At 69.8% G+C, this 20311-nt stretch carries 30 protein-coding genes and 1 pseudogene; 26 read left to right on the top strand and 5 right to left on the bottom strand.

Annotation, left to right across the window (positions count from 1 at the left end):
• Positions 1-55: 55 nt before the first annotated feature.
• Positions 56-1117 carry an exonuclease/endonuclease/phosphatase family protein gene (locus tag ACYQ0U_RS12875; RefSeq protein ID WP_459973439.1) on the top strand — a complete coding sequence of 354 codons (1062 nt, stop codon included), beginning with the start codon at positions 56-58 and terminating at the stop codon, positions 1115-1117.
• 7 nt (positions 1118-1124) lie between these two features.
• Here ACYQ0U_RS12875 and ACYQ0U_RS12870 read toward each other — a convergent pair whose 3' ends face one another.
• From ACYQ0U_RS12870 to ACYQ0U_RS12850, 5 genes are read right to left on the bottom strand one after another with little or no spacing between them, the layout of a single operon-like run.
• On the bottom strand, positions 1125-2417 hold the full coding sequence (locus ACYQ0U_RS12870) for a DUF58 domain-containing protein (RefSeq protein WP_459973436.1): 1293 nt from the start codon (positions 2415-2417) through the stop codon (positions 1125-1127).
• Positions 2418-2430: 13 nt separating this feature from the next.
• A complete protein-coding gene (locus ACYQ0U_RS12865) occupies positions 2431-3396 on the bottom strand; it encodes an AAA family ATPase (protein WP_459973434.1) in 966 nt (321 codons plus the stop codon).
• Positions 3393-4475 (bottom strand): DUF4350 domain-containing protein, encoded by a 1083-nt coding sequence (locus tag ACYQ0U_RS12860; protein ID WP_459973432.1) that lies wholly within the window; start codon positions 4473-4475, stop codon positions 3393-3395. The genes ACYQ0U_RS12865 and ACYQ0U_RS12860 overlap by 4 nt, the downstream gene beginning before the upstream one ends.
• The gene (locus ACYQ0U_RS12855; protein WP_459973430.1) at positions 4472-5083 is read right to left on the bottom strand and encodes a DUF4129 domain-containing protein; all 612 of its coding nucleotides are present in this window, start codon (positions 5081-5083) and stop codon (positions 4472-4474) included. The genes ACYQ0U_RS12860 and ACYQ0U_RS12855 overlap by 4 nt, the downstream gene beginning before the upstream one ends.
• Complete coding sequence (locus ACYQ0U_RS12850; protein ID WP_459973428.1) at positions 5080-6171, bottom strand: hypothetical protein; 1092 nt, start codon at positions 6169-6171, stop codon at positions 5080-5082. Before ACYQ0U_RS12850 ends, ACYQ0U_RS12855 begins: the two co-directional genes overlap by 4 nt.
• Positions 6172-6644: 473 nt before the next feature.
• Between ACYQ0U_RS12850 and rpsJ the strand changes: the two genes are divergently transcribed.
• The 25 genes and pseudogenes from rpsJ (at position 6645) to ACYQ0U_RS12725 (ending at position 20287) form a co-directional block, all read left to right on the top strand.
• Complete coding sequence (rpsJ, locus tag ACYQ0U_RS12845; RefSeq protein ID WP_008360994.1) at positions 6645-6953, top strand: 30S ribosomal protein S10; 309 nt, start codon at positions 6645-6647, stop codon at positions 6951-6953.
• Between the two features lie 13 nt (positions 6954-6966).
• On the top strand, positions 6967-7638 hold the full coding sequence (gene rplC / locus ACYQ0U_RS12840) for a 50S ribosomal protein L3 (protein WP_459973425.1): 672 nt from the start codon (positions 6967-6969) through the stop codon (positions 7636-7638).
• Positions 7639-7640: 2 nt separating this feature from the next.
• Positions 7641-8300 (top strand): annotated as a pseudogene (rplD, locus tag ACYQ0U_RS12835) (50S ribosomal protein L4); the annotation flags it as partial.
• A gap of 11 nt (positions 8301-8311) precedes the next feature.
• Entirely contained in the window at positions 8312-8617 is a 306-nt protein-coding gene (rplW, locus tag ACYQ0U_RS12830; RefSeq protein WP_459973423.1) for a 50S ribosomal protein L23, read from the top strand.
• 28 nt (positions 8618-8645) lie between these two features.
• On the top strand, positions 8646-9482 hold the full coding sequence (gene rplB / locus ACYQ0U_RS12825; RefSeq protein ID WP_459973421.1) for a 50S ribosomal protein L2: 837 nt from the start codon (positions 8646-8648) through the stop codon (positions 9480-9482).
• A 5-nt stretch (positions 9483-9487) separates the two neighbouring features.
• Complete coding sequence (gene rpsS, locus ACYQ0U_RS12820) at positions 9488-9769, top strand: 30S ribosomal protein S19 (RefSeq protein ID WP_343909183.1); 282 nt, start codon at positions 9488-9490, stop codon at positions 9767-9769.
• Positions 9766-10191 (top strand): 50S ribosomal protein L22, encoded by a 426-nt coding sequence (gene rplV / locus ACYQ0U_RS12815; protein ID WP_459973419.1) that lies wholly within the window; start codon positions 9766-9768, stop codon positions 10189-10191. Before rpsS ends, rplV begins: the two co-directional genes overlap by 4 nt.
• Positions 10192-10194: 3 nt before the next feature.
• Complete coding sequence (gene rpsC, locus ACYQ0U_RS12810; RefSeq protein ID WP_459973417.1) at positions 10195-11037, top strand: 30S ribosomal protein S3; 843 nt, start codon at positions 10195-10197, stop codon at positions 11035-11037.
• Positions 11038-11042: 5 nt separating this feature from the next.
• A complete protein-coding gene (rplP, locus tag ACYQ0U_RS12805) occupies positions 11043-11462 on the top strand; it encodes a 50S ribosomal protein L16 (RefSeq protein ID WP_459973415.1) in 420 nt (139 codons plus the stop codon).
• The gene (rpmC, locus tag ACYQ0U_RS12800) at positions 11462-11710 is read left to right on the top strand and encodes a 50S ribosomal protein L29 (RefSeq protein ID WP_459973413.1); all 249 of its coding nucleotides are present in this window, start codon (positions 11462-11464) and stop codon (positions 11708-11710) included. The genes rplP and rpmC overlap by 1 nt, the downstream gene beginning before the upstream one ends.
• Positions 11707-11973, top strand: coding sequence for a 30S ribosomal protein S17 (gene rpsQ, locus ACYQ0U_RS12795; RefSeq protein ID WP_459973411.1), 267 nt, complete (start codon positions 11707-11709; stop codon positions 11971-11973). Before rpmC ends, rpsQ begins: the two co-directional genes overlap by 4 nt.
• A gap of 77 nt (positions 11974-12050) precedes the next feature.
• On the top strand, positions 12051-12419 hold the full coding sequence (gene rplN, locus ACYQ0U_RS12790; RefSeq protein WP_459973409.1) for a 50S ribosomal protein L14: 369 nt from the start codon (positions 12051-12053) through the stop codon (positions 12417-12419).
• Between the two features lie 3 nt (positions 12420-12422).
• Positions 12423-12788: a 50S ribosomal protein L24 gene (gene rplX / locus ACYQ0U_RS12785; RefSeq protein WP_459973406.1), complete on the top strand. Its 366-nt coding sequence runs from the start codon at positions 12423-12425 to the stop codon at positions 12786-12788.
• A complete protein-coding gene (gene rplE, locus ACYQ0U_RS12780) occupies positions 12788-13381 on the top strand; it encodes a 50S ribosomal protein L5 (RefSeq protein ID WP_459973404.1) in 594 nt (197 codons plus the stop codon). The genes rplX and rplE overlap by 1 nt, the downstream gene beginning before the upstream one ends.
• Before the next feature lies 1 nt (position 13382).
• Positions 13383-13568, top strand: a complete 186-nt coding sequence (locus ACYQ0U_RS12775; RefSeq protein WP_011757321.1) for a type Z 30S ribosomal protein S14 — start codon at positions 13383-13385, stop codon at positions 13566-13568.
• A 67-nt stretch (positions 13569-13635) separates the two neighbouring features.
• A complete protein-coding gene (gene rpsH / locus ACYQ0U_RS12770) occupies positions 13636-14043 on the top strand; it encodes a 30S ribosomal protein S8 (protein WP_459973401.1) in 408 nt (135 codons plus the stop codon).
• A gap of 29 nt (positions 14044-14072) precedes the next feature.
• On the top strand, positions 14073-14612 hold the full coding sequence (rplF, locus tag ACYQ0U_RS12765) for a 50S ribosomal protein L6 (protein WP_459973399.1): 540 nt from the start codon (positions 14073-14075) through the stop codon (positions 14610-14612).
• 2 nt (positions 14613-14614) lie between these two features.
• Positions 14615-14998, top strand: a complete 384-nt coding sequence (rplR, locus tag ACYQ0U_RS12760) for a 50S ribosomal protein L18 (RefSeq protein ID WP_459973597.1) — start codon at positions 14615-14617, stop codon at positions 14996-14998.
• A 34-nt stretch (positions 14999-15032) separates the two neighbouring features.
• Positions 15033-15647 (top strand): 30S ribosomal protein S5, encoded by a 615-nt coding sequence (gene rpsE, locus ACYQ0U_RS12755; RefSeq protein WP_459973397.1) that lies wholly within the window; start codon positions 15033-15035, stop codon positions 15645-15647.
• Positions 15647-15829: a 50S ribosomal protein L30 gene (gene rpmD / locus ACYQ0U_RS12750; protein WP_028636394.1), complete on the top strand. Its 183-nt coding sequence runs from the start codon at positions 15647-15649 to the stop codon at positions 15827-15829. The genes rpsE and rpmD overlap by 1 nt, the downstream gene beginning before the upstream one ends.
• A gap of 1 nt (position 15830) precedes the next feature.
• Positions 15831-16271 (top strand): 50S ribosomal protein L15, encoded by a 441-nt coding sequence (gene rplO, locus ACYQ0U_RS12745; RefSeq protein ID WP_459973394.1) that lies wholly within the window; start codon positions 15831-15833, stop codon positions 16269-16271.
• A 157-nt stretch (positions 16272-16428) separates the two neighbouring features.
• The gene (gene secY / locus ACYQ0U_RS12740) at positions 16429-17733 is read left to right on the top strand and encodes a preprotein translocase subunit SecY (protein ID WP_459973392.1); all 1305 of its coding nucleotides are present in this window, start codon (positions 16429-16431) and stop codon (positions 17731-17733) included.
• Between the two features lies 1 nt (position 17734).
• The gene (locus ACYQ0U_RS12735) at positions 17735-18310 is read left to right on the top strand and encodes an adenylate kinase (protein ID WP_459973390.1); all 576 of its coding nucleotides are present in this window, start codon (positions 17735-17737) and stop codon (positions 18308-18310) included.
• Positions 18311-18317: 7 nt separating this feature from the next.
• The gene (map, locus tag ACYQ0U_RS12730) at positions 18318-19136 is read left to right on the top strand and encodes a type I methionyl aminopeptidase (RefSeq protein ID WP_459973388.1); all 819 of its coding nucleotides are present in this window, start codon (positions 18318-18320) and stop codon (positions 19134-19136) included.
• A gap of 143 nt (positions 19137-19279) precedes the next feature.
• Entirely contained in the window at positions 19280-20287 is a 1008-nt protein-coding gene (locus ACYQ0U_RS12725; RefSeq protein WP_459973386.1) for a TerC/Alx family metal homeostasis membrane protein, read from the top strand.
• Positions 20288-20311 lie beyond the last annotated feature (24 nt).

The raw sequence follows: 20311 nt of genomic DNA, 5'->3' as shown, positions 1-20311 counted from the left end.
GGTGCTGCCGGGACTAGCGTGACAGGACCTGCCGACCGAGCCGAGGGGAAGCCGCGTGGTTCGACGGGTCCGTCTCGGGCGCCGCCGCGAGGACGTCGAGCGCGCCCGCGCGACGAGCAGGTGGGCCGGTCCGCCGCCCCTGCTGCTGGTCGTCACGGTCGTCGCGCTGGTGGTGACGCCCTTCGTCGACCGGGACCCGCAACCCCCGCAACAGGTCGAGACCGTCTCGGCCACGTCCGGACCGATGCTCGGTCCGCCGGCGATCCCGAAGACGCAACAGCCGGCCCGCCTCGCCGGGGGCTCGGCGTCCGGCAACGTCAGGCCGGTCGCGCTCAAGCCGGTGCGCGCCGGCGTCGCCAGCTTCAACATGTTCCGCAAGCTCTCGGTCGCCCAGGCCCGCCAGGACGCGCTGGCGCTGACCCGCCGCCCGGCCGTCGACGTGGTCGGCTGGCAGGAGGCGCAGACCTTCGGCGCCGCCATCCGCGGGCTGCCCGGCTGGACGACCCAGACGTTCGGATTCGGCGAGGGCCGCTCCGAGCTCGCCGTCTCGTGGCGCTCCTCGGAGTTCTCGCTCGTACGCGCCCGGCAGCGGGTCGTCGCGACCGGCGTCGGCTGGGACGTCGGCCGCTACCCCTTCGGCACCCGCCTGGTCGCCGTCGTCACCTTGAAGCACCGCGCCACCGGCCGCACCCTCACGGTCATCAACACCCACCTCCCGCAGGCGATCGAGGACCTCGACCGGCCCGGCCGGTTCACCACGACGATCAACGCCTACCGGGCGAAGAACCAGCTCCAGAAGCTCGCCCGGGTCTTCCGCACCGCGCCCGGCCGCTGGGTCGTCGGCACCGGCGACTACAACTTCGACGCCCGGGCCGACGCCCGCAACCGCCCGGCCGACGGGCCCCGCGACGCGCTGAAGAACATCGCGGTCTCGTCGTACCAGAAGCTCGGCATCGACGTGACGCCCACGTTCCCGGTCCACGGTCGCTGGATCGACTACGTCTGGGCCGACCAGCAGGCGTACGCCGACGGCCGGATCCGCTTCGCCGGCCAATGGGTCCTCACCGGCCTCAACAGCGATCACCACGCGCTGGTCGCCCAGCTCGTGCTTTCCTAGGGACCTCCTAGAGGAGCCCGCGCGCCTTCAGCGAGAGGTAGTGGTCGGCCAGCGCCGGCGGCAGCCGCTCGGCGTCGGCGTCGATGACGTCCACGCCGAGCGCGCGCAGCAGGCCGGCGGTGGAGCTGCGCCGGCCGATCGCCTGCGCCGCCGCGGCGGCGTCGTAGACCGCGTCGAGGTCCTCGTGGCCGCCGGCGAGCTCCTCGAGCGCGGGGTCGCGGACCGACGCGAGCACGACGCGGTGGTGGCGGGTCAGTGCCGGCAGCACCGGCAGCAGCCCCTCCTCGACCGCGGACGGCTCGAGCGGCGTGAGCAGCACGACCAGTGCGCGCTGCCGGCCGAGGCCCGTGACCGCGCCGGCGAGCTGGCTCCAGTCCGCCTCGGCGATCACGGGGTCGAGGTCGGCCATCACGTCCTGGAGGTTCGCCGCCACGTCCCGCGCGCCCGCCGACCGCAGCCGGCTGCGCACCCGCCGGTCGCCGGCGAGGAAGTCGATCCGGTCGCCGGCTCGCGCGGCCAGGGCCGCGAGCAGCAGGGCGGCGTCCATGGCCGAGTCGAGGCGGGGGACGTCGCCGACCCGGCCGGCCGACGTCCGCGACGTGTCCAGCACCAGCACCACCCGGCGGTCGCGCTCGGGCTGCCAGGTCCGGACGACCACCGAGCGGTTGCGCGCGCTGGCCCGCCAGTCGATCGAGCGCACGTCGTCACCGCGGACGTACTCCCGCAGCGAGTCGAACTCCGTGCCCTGCCCGCGCACGCGCACCGCGGCCCGCCCGTCGAGCTCGCGGAGCCGGGCCAGCCGGCTGGGCAGGTGCTTGCGGGACTCGAACGGCGGCAGCGACCGGACGACGCCCTCGGCCGGCAGCGTCCGCTGCCGCGCGGCCACGCCGAGCGGTCCGCGGAGCCGGACCGTCACGCCGATGGCCCGGAGGTCGCCGCGGCGGCGGGGGAGCAGCGGTGTCCGCGCGACCATCCGGTCCCCGGGGCCGAGCGCGACCGGGTGCCGGTTCGAGGACGCCCCCGCCGTCGGCTGCCACGCGTCGCGCAGCACTCCGCGCACTCGCCGGCGCGAGGTGTTGGTGACGACCAGCCGGGTCTCGGTGGGGTGGCCCAGTCGGACCGTGCCCACCGGAGGCCGCGCCAGGGAGAGGGAGGAGGGGGAGGCCGCGAGCAGCACGTCGACCGCGACCAACAGCAGGACGGCCAGCACCCACAGCCACACCGTGCCCATCGACGGGCGCAGCACGACCGGCACCACTCCCAGCAGGAGCAGCAGCGGGACGCGGCCGGTGACGGACATCAGCTGGGGTGGATCATCGAGGGACCGGCACCGATCCGAGGGCGGAGGCGAGCACCTGGGCCACGTCGACGCCCTCGAGCTCGGCCTCGGGCCGCAGCCCGAGCCGGTGCACGAGCGTCGCGTGGGCGAGCGCCTTGACGTCGTCCGGCGTCACGAAGTCGCGGCCGGTCAGCCAGGCCCACGCCCGGGCCGAGCGCAGCAGCGCGGTCGCGCCGCGCGGGCTCACGCCGAGGCTGAGGGACGGCGACTCCCGGGTCGCCCGGGCGATGTCGACGATGTAGCCGGCGACCTCGGGCGACACCTGCACCTGCCCGACGGCCGCCCGCCCCGCGGCGATGTCGTCGGCACCGGCCACCGGCGTCACCCCCGCGCCGGCGATGTCGCGCGGGTCGAAGCCCTGCGCGTGCCGGCGCAGGATCTCCAGCTCGTCCTCGCGCTGAGGCACGGGCAGCACCACCTTGAGCAGGAACCGGTCCAGCTGCGCCTCGGGGAGCGGGTAGGTCCCCTCGTACTCCACCGGGTTCTGCGTCGCCGCGACGAGGAACGGCCGGGGCAGCGGCCGCGAGACGCCGTCGACCGAGACCTGGCCCTCCTCCATCGCCTCCAGCAGCGCCGACTGTGTCTTCGGCGGCGTCCGGTTGATCTCGTCGGCGAGCAGCAGGTGGGTGAAGATCGGGCCCTCCCGGAAGCTCAGCTCCCCGCGGTTGCTGTCGATCACCATCGACCCGGTGATGTCGCCGGGCATCAGGTCGGGCGTGAACTGCACCCGGCGCGTGTCGACGGACAGCGCGCCGGCGAGCGTGCGCACGAGCAGCGTCTTCGCGACGCCGGGCACCCCCTCCATCAGCACGTGCCCCCCGCACAGCAGCGCGACCAGCAGACCGGACACGGCGGCGTCCTGGCCGACGACGGCCTTCGCGACCTCGGCGCGTACGGCGGTCAGCCGCTCCCGCGCGTCTCCGGCTGGGATCTCGGTCATGGTCGGCGTACCTCTCTGTCGAGCTCGGCCAGCGCACTGGCCAGGGCGATCAGGTCGTGGTCGGTGGTGGGTGCGGGTGCGGACGGGCCGAGCAGCCGCTCGACGTCCTCCACGGGACGGCCGGTGTGCCGGGCCAGATCGCGCACCAGTGCGGCCGGGTCGGCGTGCGGTCCGAGCGCCAACCGCTCCGCGGCGCGCTGCCGGGCGGCGGCGCGGAGGGCGTGCGCTGCGTGCGCCCGGTCGCCGGCCTTGCGGTAGAGCCGGCCGCGGCTGTGCGTGGTCTCGATGGCCTTGACGACGACCGGCAGGGGCTCGGTGGCCAGCGGGCCGAGGCGGCGGACCCGCCAGAGCAGGAGGCCGAGCGTGGCGAGGAAGCCGATCCAGAGCGCCGGACGCAGCCACTCCGGGAGCAGCGTCGCCAGGCTGACGCCGTCGTCGGCGTCGAGGTCGGCCAGGTCCGGGACATACCAGACCAGCCGGTCGTGCGCGCCGAGAAGCCGGAGCGCGACCGCGGCGTTGTCGGCGCGCAGCACCTCGCCGTTCGAGATCGCGTCGGCGGCGCCGAGCAGCACGAGGCCGTCCTCCGGCTCGGCGAGGAGGCCGCCGAAGCAGCCGCCGTCGACGGGGTACTCCGAGCCCCGGTCGACCACCAGTTCGAGCCCGTCGTACGCCGGGCAGCCGGCCGGCCGCGGGTCCTGCATCGAGACCCCGGCGGGCGCCGCGCGGACGCCGAGGGCCCGGGTGGTGCCCGGCGGCGGCTCGGCCAGCACCAGCGTCGCGTCGCCGGCGTGCCGGAGCAGCCGCCGGATCGTGCTGCGGCCCAGCAGATCGGCCGAGGTGACGAGCACGGTCGTGGCGGCGTCGACCCGGGCGGCGTCGAAGGCGTCCGCGTCGCGGGCCACGGTCACCTCGACGCCCTGGTCCTCGAGCACCCGCGCGACCGCCTGGGCGCCGCCGGGCGAGGGGTTGTCGGGGTCGAGCGCGGCGCCGGTCGTGACCCGGCTGCTGGTGAACGCGACGATCGCGACCGCCACCAGCAGCCCGACCACGACGAGGATCGTCGTCCGGTGCCGCCTCATCGGCGTCCGCCGAGGACGTCGTCGAGCTCGAGCACGCCGACCGCCTGCTCGCGGGTGGCGGGCCGGTCGCCGTACCGGACGGCGTCGAAGAGCGCCGCGGTCCCGTCCACCGCGCCGCGGGCGTCGGGGTGAGCCGCACCGAGGGCGACCGCGACCTCGTGGGCGGTGGCCCCGGGCAGGTCGTCGAGGCGGCCGCGCTCGACCTGTCGCACGGCGAGCGCCCGGAAGCCCTCGACGACGGCGTCGGCGTTCCTCCCGTCCGCGAGCGCCTGCTCCGCCCGGCGGCGCAGCTCGGCCGCGGTGACGGCCTCGTCGGGGCGCAGCACCGCCCGGTCGCGCGTGTCCCGCGCCGACCCGCCGGCGCGGGAGAGCAGCCAGCCGAGCGCGAGGGCCAGCAGGAGGAAGGCGACCATCGCGAAGAAGGTCGACAGCGGGGGAGCGGCGGTGGCGGCGTCGATCGTCCGGGTGACGAAGCGGTCGATCCAGTCGAGGACCTCCTCGACGAGGCTCCGGTCGTGGTACTCCGGGCGCACCAGCTCGCGCTGGAGCAGCCGGCGGGCCTCACGTCCGCTCGGATCGAGGGGCGGCTCGGTCGCGAGGGCGATCACTGACCGGTGATTCCGGCGCGCGCCATCAGCTCGACGTCGTACGCCTCCTTGCGCATGCGCTGGTCCAGGTACTGCAGCGACGTGACCGCGGCGGTGAACGGCGTGACGAACGCGGTCTGCACGACGGTGCCGAGTGCGGTGAGGACGACCGTCACCAGCGGGACGTAGCGGCTGCCCTCGATCGCGGCGGGGGCGAAGCTGCTCGCGATCGAGAACGGCGCGGCCAGGACGCTGCCGGCGATGCCGGTCACCACCGCGGTGAGCAGCGCGATGCCGAACGTGCGCCAGAACTGCTTGCGGGTGAGGTGGAAGGCGCGACGGGTCGCCGCCATCACCCCGATCCGCTCCAGCATCAGCGCCGGGACCGGCAGGTAGTAGACCCGGATCCACCACCACGCGAAGAAGCAGAGGAACGCCGGCACGGTCACGAGGCCGAAGACCACGATCAGCGGCGTCGGCAGGAGCATGACGACGACGACCCACAGGAGGACGTAGGCGGCGCAGATCACCGCGACCATCAGGCCGAGCAGCAGGGCGAGCCCGACCAGCCGCCAGCGCGACCCGCGAGTCGCGGCCCACGCCTCGGCGAGCGAGAGCCGCCGGCCGATCGCCGCAGCCGCGACGACGTGGGCGATCATGCCGGTCACCAGGATGACGCCGACCGCCTGGAGCACGATGCCGACGAACAGCGACCCGGTGGTGCCGAGCACGGCGATCGTCTCGGCGTCGGAGAGGTCTCCGGACCCGTCGGCGGAGAAGTCGACGAGCACGGTGAGCAGTGCGGTCAGCAGCACCGGGATGCCCATCGAGACCGCGGCGACGAGCACCGCCGACCCGACCGTGGCCTTGGGATTGAAGCGGATGATGCGGAACGCGCCGTCGTAGATGTCGCCGAGGTTCAGCGGCCGCAGCGCGATCGCGCCGGGCTTGTGGGCGGCGCCGAGCATCCCGGGCGGCGGGCCCGGGGGATGCCCCGCGGTCGGCGTCCAGGCCTGCTGTGGTGGCGGGGGCGGAGGCGTCCACCCGGGCGGGGGCGGGCCGCCGGGCGGCGTACTCCCCGGCGGTGGGTAGCTACCGTCCCCGGACACGGGGACCAACCTAGTACCTGGTTCCGGACAGGTGGCCGGCCAGCACGCACCACGTAGAATCTGGGCCGGATCGGCGTGGCGGCAGGCATCGCCCGACCGATTTGGACTAGGCGGGGGACCTCTGCCAAGATAGTCCGGTTGCTTCGGCGGGTTGCCGGGGTGCAGCACACATCTTGACTACTGAATCGCGTCTCCTGGCGGCTCCGGCCACCGGCATGGCTCAGTGGTCCGGCGTGCGGCCGCACCGAACCTGGAGACCCGATTCGCCCGACATGTGGACCACCGAGTGGATCACATGTCGGGAGCCACCGACACCAGCGAGATCCCCAGCGGTTTCGTGTTGCGCCAACTCAGTGCGACACGCCCGACCGCGGGGGTCGGAGCCGGGGCGGTGGGGAGCGACCGGGACCGACTCAAGCCGGAGGACGTCCCGCACTGCACGCGGTACTGATCGAGAAGGACGAGAGAGACAGATGGCGGGACAGAAGATCCGCATCAGGCTCAAGGCCTATGACCACGAGGTGATCGACACCTCGGCGCGCAAGATCGTGGACACGGTCACCCGCACGGGTGCCAAGGTCGCCGGCCCGGTGCCGCTGCCGACCGAGAAGAACGTGTACTGCGTGATCCGCTCGCCCCACAAGTACAAGGACTCCCGCGAGCACTTCGAGATGCGCACGCACAAGCGCCTCATCGACATCATCGACCCCACGCCGAAGACCGTCGACTCGCTCATGCGCCTCGACCTGCCTGCCGGCGTCGACATCGAGATCAAGCTCTGAGGTCGGTACTGACATGACTTTCGAACGCAATGTGAAGGGCCTGCTGGGCACCAAGCTCGGCATGACCCAGGTCTGGGACGAGAACAACCGCGTCGTCCCGGTGACCGTCGTCGCCGCGGGCACGAACATCGTGACCCAGGTCCGCACCCCCGAGACCGACGGCTACAACGCCGTGCAGGTCGGCTTCGGTGAGATCGACGGCCGCAAGGTGTCCAAGCCCAAGGCCGGCCACTTCGGCAAGGCGGGCGTCACGCCGCGCCGCCACGTGGTCGAGATCCGCACCGCGCTGGCCAGCGAGTACACCGTCGGCCAGGAACTGCCCGTCGACACCTTCGCCGCCGGCGAGGACATCGACGTCACCGGCACCAGCAAGGGCAAGGGCTTCGCCGGCACCATGAAGCGTCACGGCTTCGCCGGTGTGTCCGCCTCGCACGGTGCCCACCGCAACCACCGCAAGCCGGGTTCGATCGGCGCGTGCGCCACCCCGGGTCGCGTGTTCAAGGGCGTCCGCATGGCGGGCCGGATGGGTCAGGACACCGTCACGACCCAGAACGTCACCGTGCACGCCGTCGACACCGAGAAGGGCCTGATCCTCCTCAAGGGCGCCGTCCCCGGCCCCAAGGGTGGTCTCGTCGTGCTCCGCTCGGCCGCCAAGAACTCCCTCACTTCTGGCAAGGAGGTCTGAGCATGGCTACCACTGAGAAGCCGGCCGCGAAGAAGACCGCCGCGAAGAAGACCGCCGCCCCGAAGAAGGCCAAGGTCGACCTGCCCGCGGAGATCTTCGACGTCGAGCTCAACGTTCCCCTGATCCACCAGGTCGTCGTGGCCCAGCAGGCCGCTGCGCGTCAGGGCACGCACGCCACCAAGACCCGCGGCGAGGTCCGCGGCGGTGGCCGCAAGCCCTACAAGCAGAAGGGCACCGGTCGCGCCCGCCAGGGCTCGACCCGCGCGCCGCAGTTCGCCGGCGGTGGCACCGTCCACGGCCCGCAGCCGCGCAAGTACGACCAGCGCACCCCCAAGAAGATGAAGGCCGCCGCCCTGCGCGGTGCCCTCTCCGACCGGGCGCGCAACGACCGCATCCACGTCGTGGACTCGATCATCAGCGCCGACGCCCCGTCGACCAAGGCCGCGCTCGCGGCCCTGGCGACGCTGTCGGACCGGGTCAACTTCCTCGTGGTGCTGGAGCGGACCGACACCGTCACCTGGCTGTCGCTGCGCAACGCCCCCGAGGTGCACATCGTGGCGGTCGACCAGCTCAACACCTACGACGTGCTGGCCTCCGACGACGTCGTGTTCACCCAGGGCGCGTACGACGCGTTCGTGAACGCCGGCACCGTCACCGAGGAGGAGGGTGCCAAGTGAGCACGCTGCACAAGGACCACCGCGACATCCTGATCGCCCCGGTCGTGTCCGAGAAGAGCTACAGCCTCCTCGACGCGAACAAGTACACCTTCCTGGTGCACCCGGACGCGAACAAGACCGAGATCAAGATCGCGGTCGAGAAGGTGTTCAACGTCAAGGTGACGGCCGTCAACACCATCAACCGCCAGGGCAAGACGCGTCGTACTCGCTACGGCATGGGCAAGCGCAAGGACACCAAGCGCGCCATCGTCAGCCTGGCCGAGGGTGACCGGATCGACATCTTCGGAGGCCCGGTCTCCTGACCGGGGCGGATTAGAGGACTGAAGACACATGGCTATCCGCAAGTACAAGCCGACTACCCCGGGCCGTCGCGGCTCGTCGGTCGCCGACTTCGTCGAGATCACCCGGACCACTCCGGAGAAGTCGCTGACGCGTCCGCTGCCCAAGAAGGGCGGCCGCAACAACCAGGGCCGGATCACCACCCGGCACCAGGGCGGCGGTCACAAGCGCGCGTACCGCATCATCGACTTCCGGCGCTACGACAAGGACGGCGTGCCGGCCAAGGTCGCTCACATCGAGTACGACCCGAACCGCACCGCGCGCATCGCGCTCCTGCACTACGCCGATGGCGAGAAGCGCTACATCATCGCGCCGAAGGACCTGTCGCAGGGCACCCGGATCGAGTCGGGCCCGAACGCCGACATCAAGCCGGGCAACAACCTGCCGCTGCGCAACATCCCGGTCGGTACCACCATCCACTGCGTGGAGCTGCGGCCCGGCGGCGGCGCGAAGATCGCCCGCTCCGCCGGCAACAGCGCCCAGCTGGTCGCCCGTGAGGGCAGCCGCGCCACGCTGCGCATGCCCTCGGGCGAGATGCGCTTCGTCGACGTCCGCTGCCGCGCGACGATCGGCGAGGTCGGCAACGCCGAGCAGTCGAACATCAACTGGGGCAAGGCCGGCCGCATGCGGTGGAAGGGCAAGCGCCCGACCGTCCGCGGTGTGGTCATGAACCCGGTCGACCACCCGCACGGCGGTGGTGAGGGCAAGACCTCCGGTGGTCGCCACCCGGTCTCGCCGTGGGGCAAGCCCGAGGGCCGCACGCGCAAGCGCAAGGCCTCCGACTCCCAGATCATCCGCCGTCGCAAGTCCGGCAAGGGTAGGAAGTAACTGACATGCCTCGCAGCCTGAAGAAGGGCCCCTTCGTCGACGACCACCTTCAGAAGAAGGTGGACGCCGAGAACGAGAAGGGCACCCACAACGTCATCAAGACCTGGTCGCGCCGCTCGATGATCGTCCCGGACATGATCGGTCACACGATCGCCGTCCACGACGGTCGCAAGCACGTGCCGGTCTTCGTGACCGACGCGATGGTCGGCCACAAGCTCGGGGAGTTCGCTCCCACCCGCACCTACCGCGGGCACGTCAAGGAAGACCGGAAGGGGCGCCGTCGATGAGCACCACCGAGCGTCAGCGCGTCAGCGCGCGCCGCGTCTCGCTGCTCGGCGACCAGCCGGGTGCGTTCGCGAGCGCCCGCTTCACGCGGATCACGCCGATGAAGGCCCGCCGCGTCGTGGACATGGTCCGCGGCCTGCCGGTCGACGACGCGCTGTCCCTGCTGCAGTTCGCGCCGCAGGCCGCGTCGGAGACCGTCTACAAGGTCCTCGAGAGCGCCATCGCCAACGCCGAGACCACCGAGGGCCTCGACCGCAACGACCTGGTCGTCTCGGTCGCGCAGGTCGACGAGGGTCCGACGATGAAGCGCTGGCGTCCGCGCGCCCAGGGCCGCGCGACCCGCATCAACAAGCGCACGAGCCACATCACGCTGGTCGTTCAGCCGGCCGATGTCGCCGCTGCGAAGAAGAAGGGCGGCAAGTAACTCATGGGTCAGAAGATCAACCCGAACGGCTTCCGCCTCGGCATCTCGACCGACCACAAGAGCCGTTGGTACGCCGACAAGCTCTACAAGTCGTACGTCGGCGAGGACGTCGCCATCCGCAAGCTGCTCTCCAAGGGCATGGAGCGGGCCGGTATCGCCAAGGTCGAGATCGAGCGCACCCGGGACCGCGTGCGGGTGGACATCCACACCGCGCGTCCGGGCATCGTCATCGGTCGCCGTGGCGCCGAGGCCGACCGCATCCGCGGTGAGCTCGAGAAGCTCACCGGCAAGCAGGTCCAGCTGAACATCCTCGAGGTCAAGAACCCCGAGATCGACGCGCAGCTGGTCGCCCAGGGTGTCGCCGAGCAGCTCGCGGGCCGCGTGCAGTTCCGCCGCGCGATGCGCAAGGCGATGCAGACCTCGATGCGCTCCGGCGCCAAGGGCATCCGGATCCAGTGCTCCGGCCGCCTCAACGGTGCCGAGATGTCGCGCACCGAGTTCTACCGCGAGGGCCGCGTGCCGCTGCACACCCTGCGTGCGGACATCGACTACGGCTTCTACGAGGCCAAGACGACCTTCGGCCGCATCGGCGTGAAGGTCTGGATCTACAAGGGCGAGGTCGCCGGCACCCGTGCCGAGCGCCAGGCCCAGGCTGCCGCCCGCGCCGGTGTCCCCGGTCGCGGTGGCCGCCCGCAGCGTGGTGGCGACCGCCCGAGCCGTGGCTCGCGCGGTGACCGCCCGTCGCGTGCGGACCGCGGCACCGAGTCGCCCGCCGTGTCCGAGGCTCCCGTCGGTGGCGACACCGCCCAGGCCACGACCTCGGCCGAGACCCCCAAGGAGGGCTGACCGTCATGCTGATGCCCCGTCGTGTCAAGCACCGCAAGCAGCACCACCCCAAGCGGACCGGTGCGGCCAAGGGCGGCACCCGGCTCGCGTTCGGTGACTTCGGGATCCAGGCGGTCGAGGGTCACTACGTGACCAACCGCCAGATCGAGTCGGCCCGTATCGCGATGACCCGCCACATCAAGCGTGGCGGCAAGGTCTGGATCAACATCTACCCGGACCGCCCGCTGACCAAGAAGCCGGCCGAGACCCGCATGGGTTCCGGTAAGGGCTCGCCCGAGTGGTGGGTCGCCAACGTCAAGCCCGGCCGTGTCATGTTCGAACTCTCCGGTGTGGACGAGGGAACCGCTCGCGAGGCCATGCGCCGCGCGATGCACAAGCTCCCGATGAAGTGCCGGTTCATCTCCCGCGAAGCAGGTGAATTCTGATGGCCGCCACCAAGGCGCACGAGCTGGACGAGCTGAACGCCGTCGACCTCGAGGCCAAGCTGCGCGAGGCCAAGGAGGAGCTGTTCAACCTCCGCTTCCAGGCGGCCACGGGCCAGCTGGAGAGCCACGGCCGTCTGCGCACGGTCAAGAAGGACATCGCCCGGATCTACACCGTGGTGCGCGAGCGTGAGCTCGGTATCCGGACCGCGCCGGGCACGAGCGACGCGAGTGACGAGGACGAGAAGTGAGCGAGACTCAGGAGCGCAACAGCCGCAAGGTCCGCGAGGGCCTGGTCGTCAGCGACAAGATGGACAAGACCGTGGTCGTGTCCGTCGAGGACCGCGTGAAGCACGCCCTGTACGGCAAGGTCATGCGCCGTACGAGCAAGCTGAAGGCGCACGACGAGCAGAACGAGTGCGGCATCGGCGACCGGGTCCTCCTCATGGAGACCCGCCCGCTGTCCGCCACGAAGCGCTGGCGCGTCGTCGAGATCCTCGAGCGCGCCAAGTAACTGCCAATATCCGGCCACGTTCGGCCAGGCTCACCGCCCCGGAGGCGTTGAGAACCGGCACGACATAGGAGAAATCAATGATTCAGCAGGAGTCGCGACTCAAGGTCGCCGACAACACCGGTGCGAAGGAGATCCTCTGCATCCGTGTTCTCGGTGGCTCGGGTCGTCGCTACGCCGGCATCGGTGACGTCATCGTCGCCACGGTCAAGGACGCGATCCCCGGCGGCAACGTCAAGAAGGGTGACGTCGTCAAGGCCGTGGTCGTGCGCACCGTCAAGGAGCGCCGCCGTCCCGACGGTTCGTACATCCGCTTCGACGAGAACGCCGCGGTCATCCTCAAGGGTGACGGCGAGCCGCGAGGCACCCGCATTTTCGGCCCCGTGGGCCGCGAGCTGCGCGAGAAGAAGTTCATGAAGATCATCTCGCTCGCGCCGGAGGTGCTCTGACTCATGGGCAAGAACAGCGTGAACATCAAGAAGGGCGACACCGTCAAGGTGATCGCCGGCAAGGACAAGGGTGCCGAGGGCAAGGTCATCCAGGTGCTCCGTGAGGAGAACCGGGTGATCGTCGAGGGTGTCAACCGCATCAAGCGGCACACCAAGGTCGTCAATCAGGGCGGCCGCGCCGGCAACACCGGCGGCATCATCACCGCCGAGGCCCCGATCCACGTGTCCAACGTGATGCTCATCGAGGACGACGGCGTGACCCGCATCGGCTACCGCCGCGACAAGGTCACCAAGCGGCGCCCCGACGGCTCGACGTACGAGGCGGAGCGCTCCGTGCGCATCTCCCGCAAGACCGGCAAGGAAATCTGATGACCCAGACCGAGACTGAGCAGTCCCAGACCACCGCGTCGGCAAAGGTCACCCCGCGTCTGAAGACCCGCTACCGCGAGGAGATCCTCCCGGCGCTGCGGTCCGAGTTCGACATCTCGAACGTCATGCAGGTGCCCGGCCTGACCAAGATCGTGGTCAACATGGGCGTCGGCGAGGCGGCTCGCGACTCGAAGCTGATCGAGGGTGCGGTCAAGGACCTCACCGCGATCACCGGCCAGAAGCCCCTCGTGACCAAGGCCCGCAAGTCGATCGCGCAGTTCAAGCTGCGCGAGGGCATGCCGATCGGTGCGCACACCACGCTGCGCGGCGACCGGATGTGGGAGTTCCTGGACCGCCTGCTGTCGCTCGCGCTCCCGCGCATCCGCGACTTCCGCGGCCTCAACCCGAACCAGTTCGACGGCCGTGGCAACTACACCTTCGGTCTCACCGAGCAGGTCATGTTCCACGAGATCGACCAGGACAAGATCGACCGGTCGCGGGGCATGGACATCACGATCGTCACCACCGCCACCAACGACGAGCAGGGTCGCGCGCTGCTGAAGCAGCTCGGCTTCCCGTTCAAGGAGAACTGACATGGCGAAGACCGCCCTCAAGGTGAAGGCCGCTCGCAAGCCGAAGTTCGCGGTGCGCGGCTACACCCGCTGCCAGCGCTGCGGCCGGCCCAAGGCCGTCTACCGCAAGTTCGGCCTGTGCCGCATCTGCCTCCGGGAGATGGCGCACCGGGGCGAGCTGCCCGGCGTCACCAAGTCCTCCTGGTAATCCCTCACCCACGTAGAAGGTCGTCGGGCCGTGAGCCCGGCGAAACCACTTCGAGAAAGAACCCATCATGACGATGACTGACCCGATCGCAGACATGCTGACCCGTCTGCGCAACGCCAACCAGGCGTACCACGACGCGGTGTCCATGCCGTACAGCAAGCTGAAGCAGGGCGTCGCGGAGATCCTCCAGCAGGAGGGCTACATCACCTCGTTCGAGGTGAAGGACCCGGCCGAGGGCGAGGTGGGCAAGACGCTCACCATCACGCTCAAGTACGGGCGGAACCGGGAGCGCTCCATCGCGGGCGTGCGCCGGATCAGCAAGCCGGGCCTCCGGGTGTACGCCAAGCACACGGGTCTCCCGAAGGTGCTCGGCGGCCTCGGCGTCGCGATCATCTCGACGAGCCAGGGCCTGCTGACCGACCGTCAGGCCAACCAGAAGGGCGTGGGTGGGGAAGTCCTCGCCTACGTCTGGTGACGACGAGAACTGCGAAGGAGTAGAACAGCATGTCGCGCATTGGCAAGCTTCCGGTCGCGGTCCCGTCGGGCGTGAACGTCGCCATCGACGGATCGGTCGTGACGGTCCAGGGCCCCAAGGGCACCCTGAGCCACACGGTCGCCTCCCCGATCACCGTCGAGCAGGGTGAGGGCGTCCTCGACGTCAAGCGCCCCAACGACGAGCGGGAGAGCAAGGCCCTCCACGGCCTGACCCGCACCCTGGTCAACAACATGGTCGTCGGCGTGACCGAGGGCTACGAGAAGAAGCTCGAGATCGTGGGCGTCGGCTACCGCGTCCTGTCGAAGGGCCCGACCCAGCTGGAGTTCCAGCTCGGGTACTCGCACCCGATCACGTTCAACGCCCCCGAGGGCATCACGTTCTCGGTCGAGGGCCCGACCAAGCTCGGCGTCCAGGGCATCGACAAGCAGCTCGTCGGCGAGGTTGCCGCCAACATCCGCAAGCTGCGCAAGCCCGAGCCGTACAAGGGCAAGGGCGTTCGCTACGCGGGTGAGCACATCCGCCGCAAGGTCGGAAAGGCTGGTAAGTGACCATGGCGATCTCGCTCTCGAACAACAAGCACACCGCGGCTCGCGTCAAGTCGCGCCTGCGTCGTCAGGTCCGCGGTCGCAAGAAGATCTCGGGTACGGCGGAGCGCCCGCGCCTCGTCGTCACCCGCTCGTCGAAGCACATCACCGTCCAGGTCGTCGACGACCTGGTGGGCAAGACCCTCGCGTCGGCGTCCACCATGGAGGCGGACCTGCGCGGCTTCGACGGCGACAAGACCGCGAAGGCCAAGAAGGTCGGCGAACTCGTCGCCGAGCGGGCGAAGTCCGCCGGCATCGAGGGCGTCGTCTTCGACCGGGCCGGCAACAAGTACACCGGTCGCATCGCGGCCCTCGCGGACGGCGCCCGTTCGGGCGGCCTGAGCTTCTGATCGCACGGACAAGCAGAGAGAAGAGGAAAGTCTCATGAGCGGAGCCCAGCGCGGACAGCGCGGTGGCGAGCGCCGTGGACGCGACGACCGTCGCGGCCAGGGTGCTGAGAAGACCGCCTACATCGAGCGCGTCGTTGCGATCAACCGTGTCGCCAAGGTCGTGAAGGGTGGTCGTCGCTTCAGCTTCACCGCCCTCGTGGTCGTCGGTGACGGTGATGGCCTCGTCGGCGTCGGTTACGGCAAGGCGAAGGAGGTGCCGGCCGCGATCGCCAAGGGCGTCGAGGAGGCCAAGAAGCACTTCTTCAAGGTTCCCCGCATCCAGGGCACCATCCCGCACCCGGTGCAGGGCGAGAAGGCGGCTGGCGTCGTCCTCCTGCGTCCGGCCGCTCCCGGTACCGGCGTCATCGCCGGTGGCCCGGTGCGTGCGGTCCTGGAGTGCGCCGGCATCCACGACGTCCTGAGCAAGTCGCTCGGCTCGTCGAACCAGATCAACATCGTCCACGCGACGGTCGAGGCGCTGCGTCTGCTCGAGCAGCCCGAGGCCGTGGCGGCCCGTCGTGGCCTGCCGGTCGAGGAGGTCGCTCCGGCGGCGCTGCTCAAGGCCCGGGCCGAGGTTCCCGCGGGTGTCTCGCAGGAGGTGTCTTCCTGATGGCGCAGCTCAAGGTCCGGCAGGACCGGGGCCTCGTGGGCCTGAAGAAGAACCAGCGCGAGACGCTGCGCACGCTCGGTCTCAAGCGGATCGGCGACGTGGTCGTCAAGGAGGACCGCCCGGAGATCCGCGGCATGGTCCAGACCGTCCGTCACCTCGTGACGGTCGAGGAGGTCGACTGACATGACGCTCAAGCTCCACCACCTGCGTCCGGCCCCGGGGGCCAAGACCGCCAAGACCCGTGTGGGCCGCGGTGAGGCCTCCAAGGGCAAGACCGCGGGCCGCGGTACCAAGGGCACCAAGGCTCGCTACCAGGTCCCGTCCGCCTTCGAGGGCGGCCAGATGCCGATCCACATGCGGCTGCCGAAGCTCAAGGGCTTCAAGAATCCGTTCAAGGTCGAGTTCCAGGTCGTCAACCTGGACCGCCTGGGCGAGCTCTTCCCCGAGGGCGGCGCCGTCACGGTCGACGACCTGGTCGCCAAGGGTGCCGTCCGCGACGGCCACCCGGTCAAGGTCCTCGGCCAGGGCGACCTGTCCGTGGCCGTCCAGGTGAGCGCCAACGCGTTCTCCGGCTCGGCCAAGGAGAAGATCGAGGCCGCCGGCGGAACTACCACGGTCGTCTGATCCGTTTGACCATCAGCGTCGAGGGCGCGGCGGTCCTGTCCCACAGGACCGCCGCGCCCGATGCGCATTCGGGGCCGGCTCGACGTCCTGTTAGGCTTCCCCGGGTCCTTGCGCGCATCTCGCGGCGGCCGTTTCATGCTTGGAGAAAGAGGATCTCGTGCTGAGCGCGTTCGCGAACGCTTTCCGGACTCCGGACCTGCGGCGCAAGCTGCTGTTCGTCCTGATGATCATCGTGATCTTCAGGCTCGGGTCCCAGATCCCGACCCCCGGTGTGAACGTCGCGAACGTGCAGACGTGCATCGACATCGCCAGCTCCGGTGACAACGCCAGCCTCTACAGCCTCGTCAACCTCTTCTCGGGCGGAGCTCTGCTCCAGCTCACGATCTTCGCGCTCGGCATCATGCCGTACATCACCGCGAGCATCATCCTGCAGCTGCTCGTGGTGGTGATCCCGCGGCTGGAGGCCCTCAAGAAGGAGGGCCAGTCCGGCCAGACCAAGATCACCCAGTACACCCGCTACCTGACGCTGGGCCTCGCGGTCCTCCAGGCCACGGGCATCGTGGCGCTCGCCCGCTCTGGCCAGCTGCTCCAGAACTGCAACGAGGACCTCCTCCACAACGACGGCACCGCCACGTTCCTCGTCATGGTCGTCACCATGACCGCCGGTACCGCGGTGATCATGTGGCTCGGCGAGCTCATCACCGAGCGCGGCGTCGGCAACGGCATGTCGCTGCTGATCTTCGCGCAGATCATCGCGACGTTCCCGAGCTCCCTGTGGGCGGTCCAGAACAGCCGCGGCTGGTGGACCTTCGGCATCGTGATGGCGATCGGCCTGGTCATCGTCGCCGCGGTCATCTTCGTCGAGCAGGCGCAGCGCCGGATACCGGTGCAGTACGCCCGCCGGATGGTCGGCCGCAAGATGTTCGGCGGCAGCTCCACCTACATCCCGCTCAAGGTGAACCAGGCCGGCGTCATCCCGGTCATCTTCGCCTCGTCGCTGCTCTACCTGCCGGCCATGCTGGCGTCGTTCAACCAGAACTCCGAGTCCCGGTGGGTCCGGTGGATCAACGACTACATGATCTCCGGAGCGCACCCGCTCTACATGATCGCGTTCTTCCTGATGATCGTGTTCTTCACCTACTTCTACGTCTCGATCACCTTCAACCCGCAAGAGGTGGCCGACAACATGAAGAAGTACGGCGGCTTCATCCCCGGGATCCGGGCGGGCAAGCCGACCGAGGAGTACCTCTCCTACGTCCTCTCCCGAATCACGCTGCCCGGGTCTCTGTACCTCGGTCTCGTCGCGCTCATCCCGCTGATCGCGTTCGCCATGATCAACGCCGACCAGAACTTCCCGTTCGGTGGCACGAGCATCCTCATCATGGTCGGCGTCGCCCTCGACACGGTGAAGCAGATCGAGAGCCAGCTCCAGCAGCGGAACTACGAAGGATTCCTCCGCTAACATGCGTCTGATCATCATGGGCCCGCCCGGTGCGGGTAAGGGCACCCAGGCCAAGTTCATCGCCGAGCACTTCAAGATCCCGGCGATCTCCACCGGGGACATCTTCCGCGCGAACGTCTCCGAGGGCACCCCGCTCGGCATCGAGGCCAAGCGCTACATGGACGCCGGCGAGTACGTCCCGGACGAGGTCACCAACCTCATGGTCCGCAACCGGATCGACGAGGCGGACGCCGCGAACGGGTTCCTCCTCGACGGCTACCCGCGCACCCTCGCCCAGGTCGAGGAGCTCGACGGGATGATCGGGTTCACCGGGCACCAGCTCGACGGGGTCGTCTGCCTCACCGTCGACCCGGAGGAGATCGTGCAGCGGCTGCTCCAGCGCGCGCAGGTCGAGGGTCGGGCCGACGACACCGAGGACGTCATCCGCCGCCGGCAGGAGGTCTACCGCGAGCAGACCGAGCCGCTGATCTCGGTCTACGGCGAGCGCGGCCTCGTGGTCGAGGTCGACGGCATGGGCGAGGTCCACGACGTCACCGAGCGGATCTTCGCCGCCCTCAGCGACATCCAGGAGTCCTGAGCCGGACATGGGTCTCCTCGATCGCGGTGTCGAGATCAAGACGCCCGAGCAGATCGACCTGATGCGGAAGGCCGGTCTCGTGGTCGGCCGGACGCTCGAGCTGCTGCGCGGCTCGGTGCGCGCCGGCATCTCCACCGCCGAGCTGGACGCGATCGCCGAGGACCACATCCGGTCGTCGGGGGCGACTCCGTCGTTCCAGGGCTACCACGGCTTCCCGGCCTCGATCTGCGCGTCGGTCAACGACGAGGTGGTGCACGGCATCCCCGGCGGCCGCGTGCTGGCCGACGGCGACGTCATCTCGATCGACTGCGGCGCCATCGTCGACGGGTGGCACGGTGACGCGGCGATCACGGTCCCCGTCGGCGAGGTTCCCGAGCGGGTCGCCGAGCTGATGCGGGTCACCGAGCAGGCGATGTGGCGCGGCATCGCCGCGGCGCACCTCGGCGGGCGGGTCACCGACATCTCCGCCGCGGTCGAGCGGTACGTGCGTGGCCAGGGCCGCTACGGCATCCTCGAGGACTACACCGGCCACGGCATCGGCTCCGAGATGCACCAGCCCCCGAACGTGCCGAACTTCGGCCGGCCCGGGAAGGGCCCGAAGCTGGTCGAGGGGCTCGCCCTCGCCGTCGAGCCGATGGTCACCCTCGGCACCAAGGACACGACCACGCTCGAGGACGACTGGACCGTCGTCACCGACGACGGCAGCTGGGCCGCCCACTTCGAGCACACCTTCACGCTTACCCGGACGGGCACGTGGGTACTGACGGCCCTGGACGGTGGCGAGGCGATGCTGTCCGAGCTGGGCGTCGACTTCGGCGGGCGTTGATCGGTGTGACAGACTGAGCGGCGCAGGGGGGAGTATTCCTTCGCCGCAAGGTCGTCAACACGGGCATTGCTCCGGCCTGCGGGCCGGCGTTCCTCGGTGGGAGAGACCTCTGTTCGATGAGCCTTCCCTGACTAGGAGAACCCGTGGACGTCTCTGGCCTCGAATGGGGCATCACCCTCACCCTCACCTGCGCCGTTCTGTTATTCGACGTCATCATCATCGCCCGGAACCCGCATGAGCCATCGATGAGGGAGTGCACGATCGCATTCACCATCTACATGGCAGCGGCGGCAGCCTTCGGCGCGTGGATCTGGGCCTACCACGGTGGCGACTTCGGTGTGGACTTCTACACCGGGTTCGTCGTCGAGAAGAGCCTGTCGGTCGACAACCTCTTCGTGTTCCTCGTCTTGATGTCGGCCCTGAGGGTGCCGCGGAAGTACCAGCAAGAAGCCCTGATGGTGGGCATCATCCTCGCCCTCGTCTTCCGAGGGATCTTCATCGTGATCGGCTACCAGCTGGTCGAGAACTTCAGCTGGATCTTCTACGTGTTCGGTGCGTTCCTGATCTACACCGCGTTCGGATTGGTGAAGAGCTACCGGACCCACGAGGAGGAGCACCCTGAGAACAACCGGGTGGTCACCTTCGCCCAGAACCACCTCAACGTGGGCGACAAGTGGCTGGGGCTGAAGCTGTTCTACAAGGAGAACGGCGTACGCTTCGCCTCGCCGATGCTCATCGTCATCATCGCCCTCGGCGTCACCGACGTGCTGTTCGCCCTCGACTCGATCCCGGCGATCTTCGGCATCACCCAGGAGCCGTACCTCGTCTTCACGGCGAACGTCTTCGCCCTCATGGGCCTGCGCCAGCTCTACTTCCTGCTGGGGGGCCTGCTCAAGCGACTCATCTACCTCTCCCTCGGACTGGCCTTCATCCTCGGCTGGATCGGCGCCAAGCTGGTCATCCACGCCCTCTACAAGAGTGGCGTGATCCACTGGGAGGTGCCGACGCTGCTCAGCCTCGCCGTCATCGTTGTGGCGCTCGTAGTCACGGCCGTCGCGAGCCTGCTCCGCTCGCGCGACATGACCTCCGATGAGATCGCCGAGCGCACCGAGAGCCTCGCCGAGCCGCCGCCACAGCGTCCGGCGGAATAGCACCCCGGCGTACGTCGTTGTCAC

The organism is Nocardioides pyridinolyticus (genome assembly GCF_054653575.1).
The sequence above is the reverse complement of the archived record's forward strand: the minus strand, read 5'-3'. Positions and strand labels throughout refer to the sequence as shown.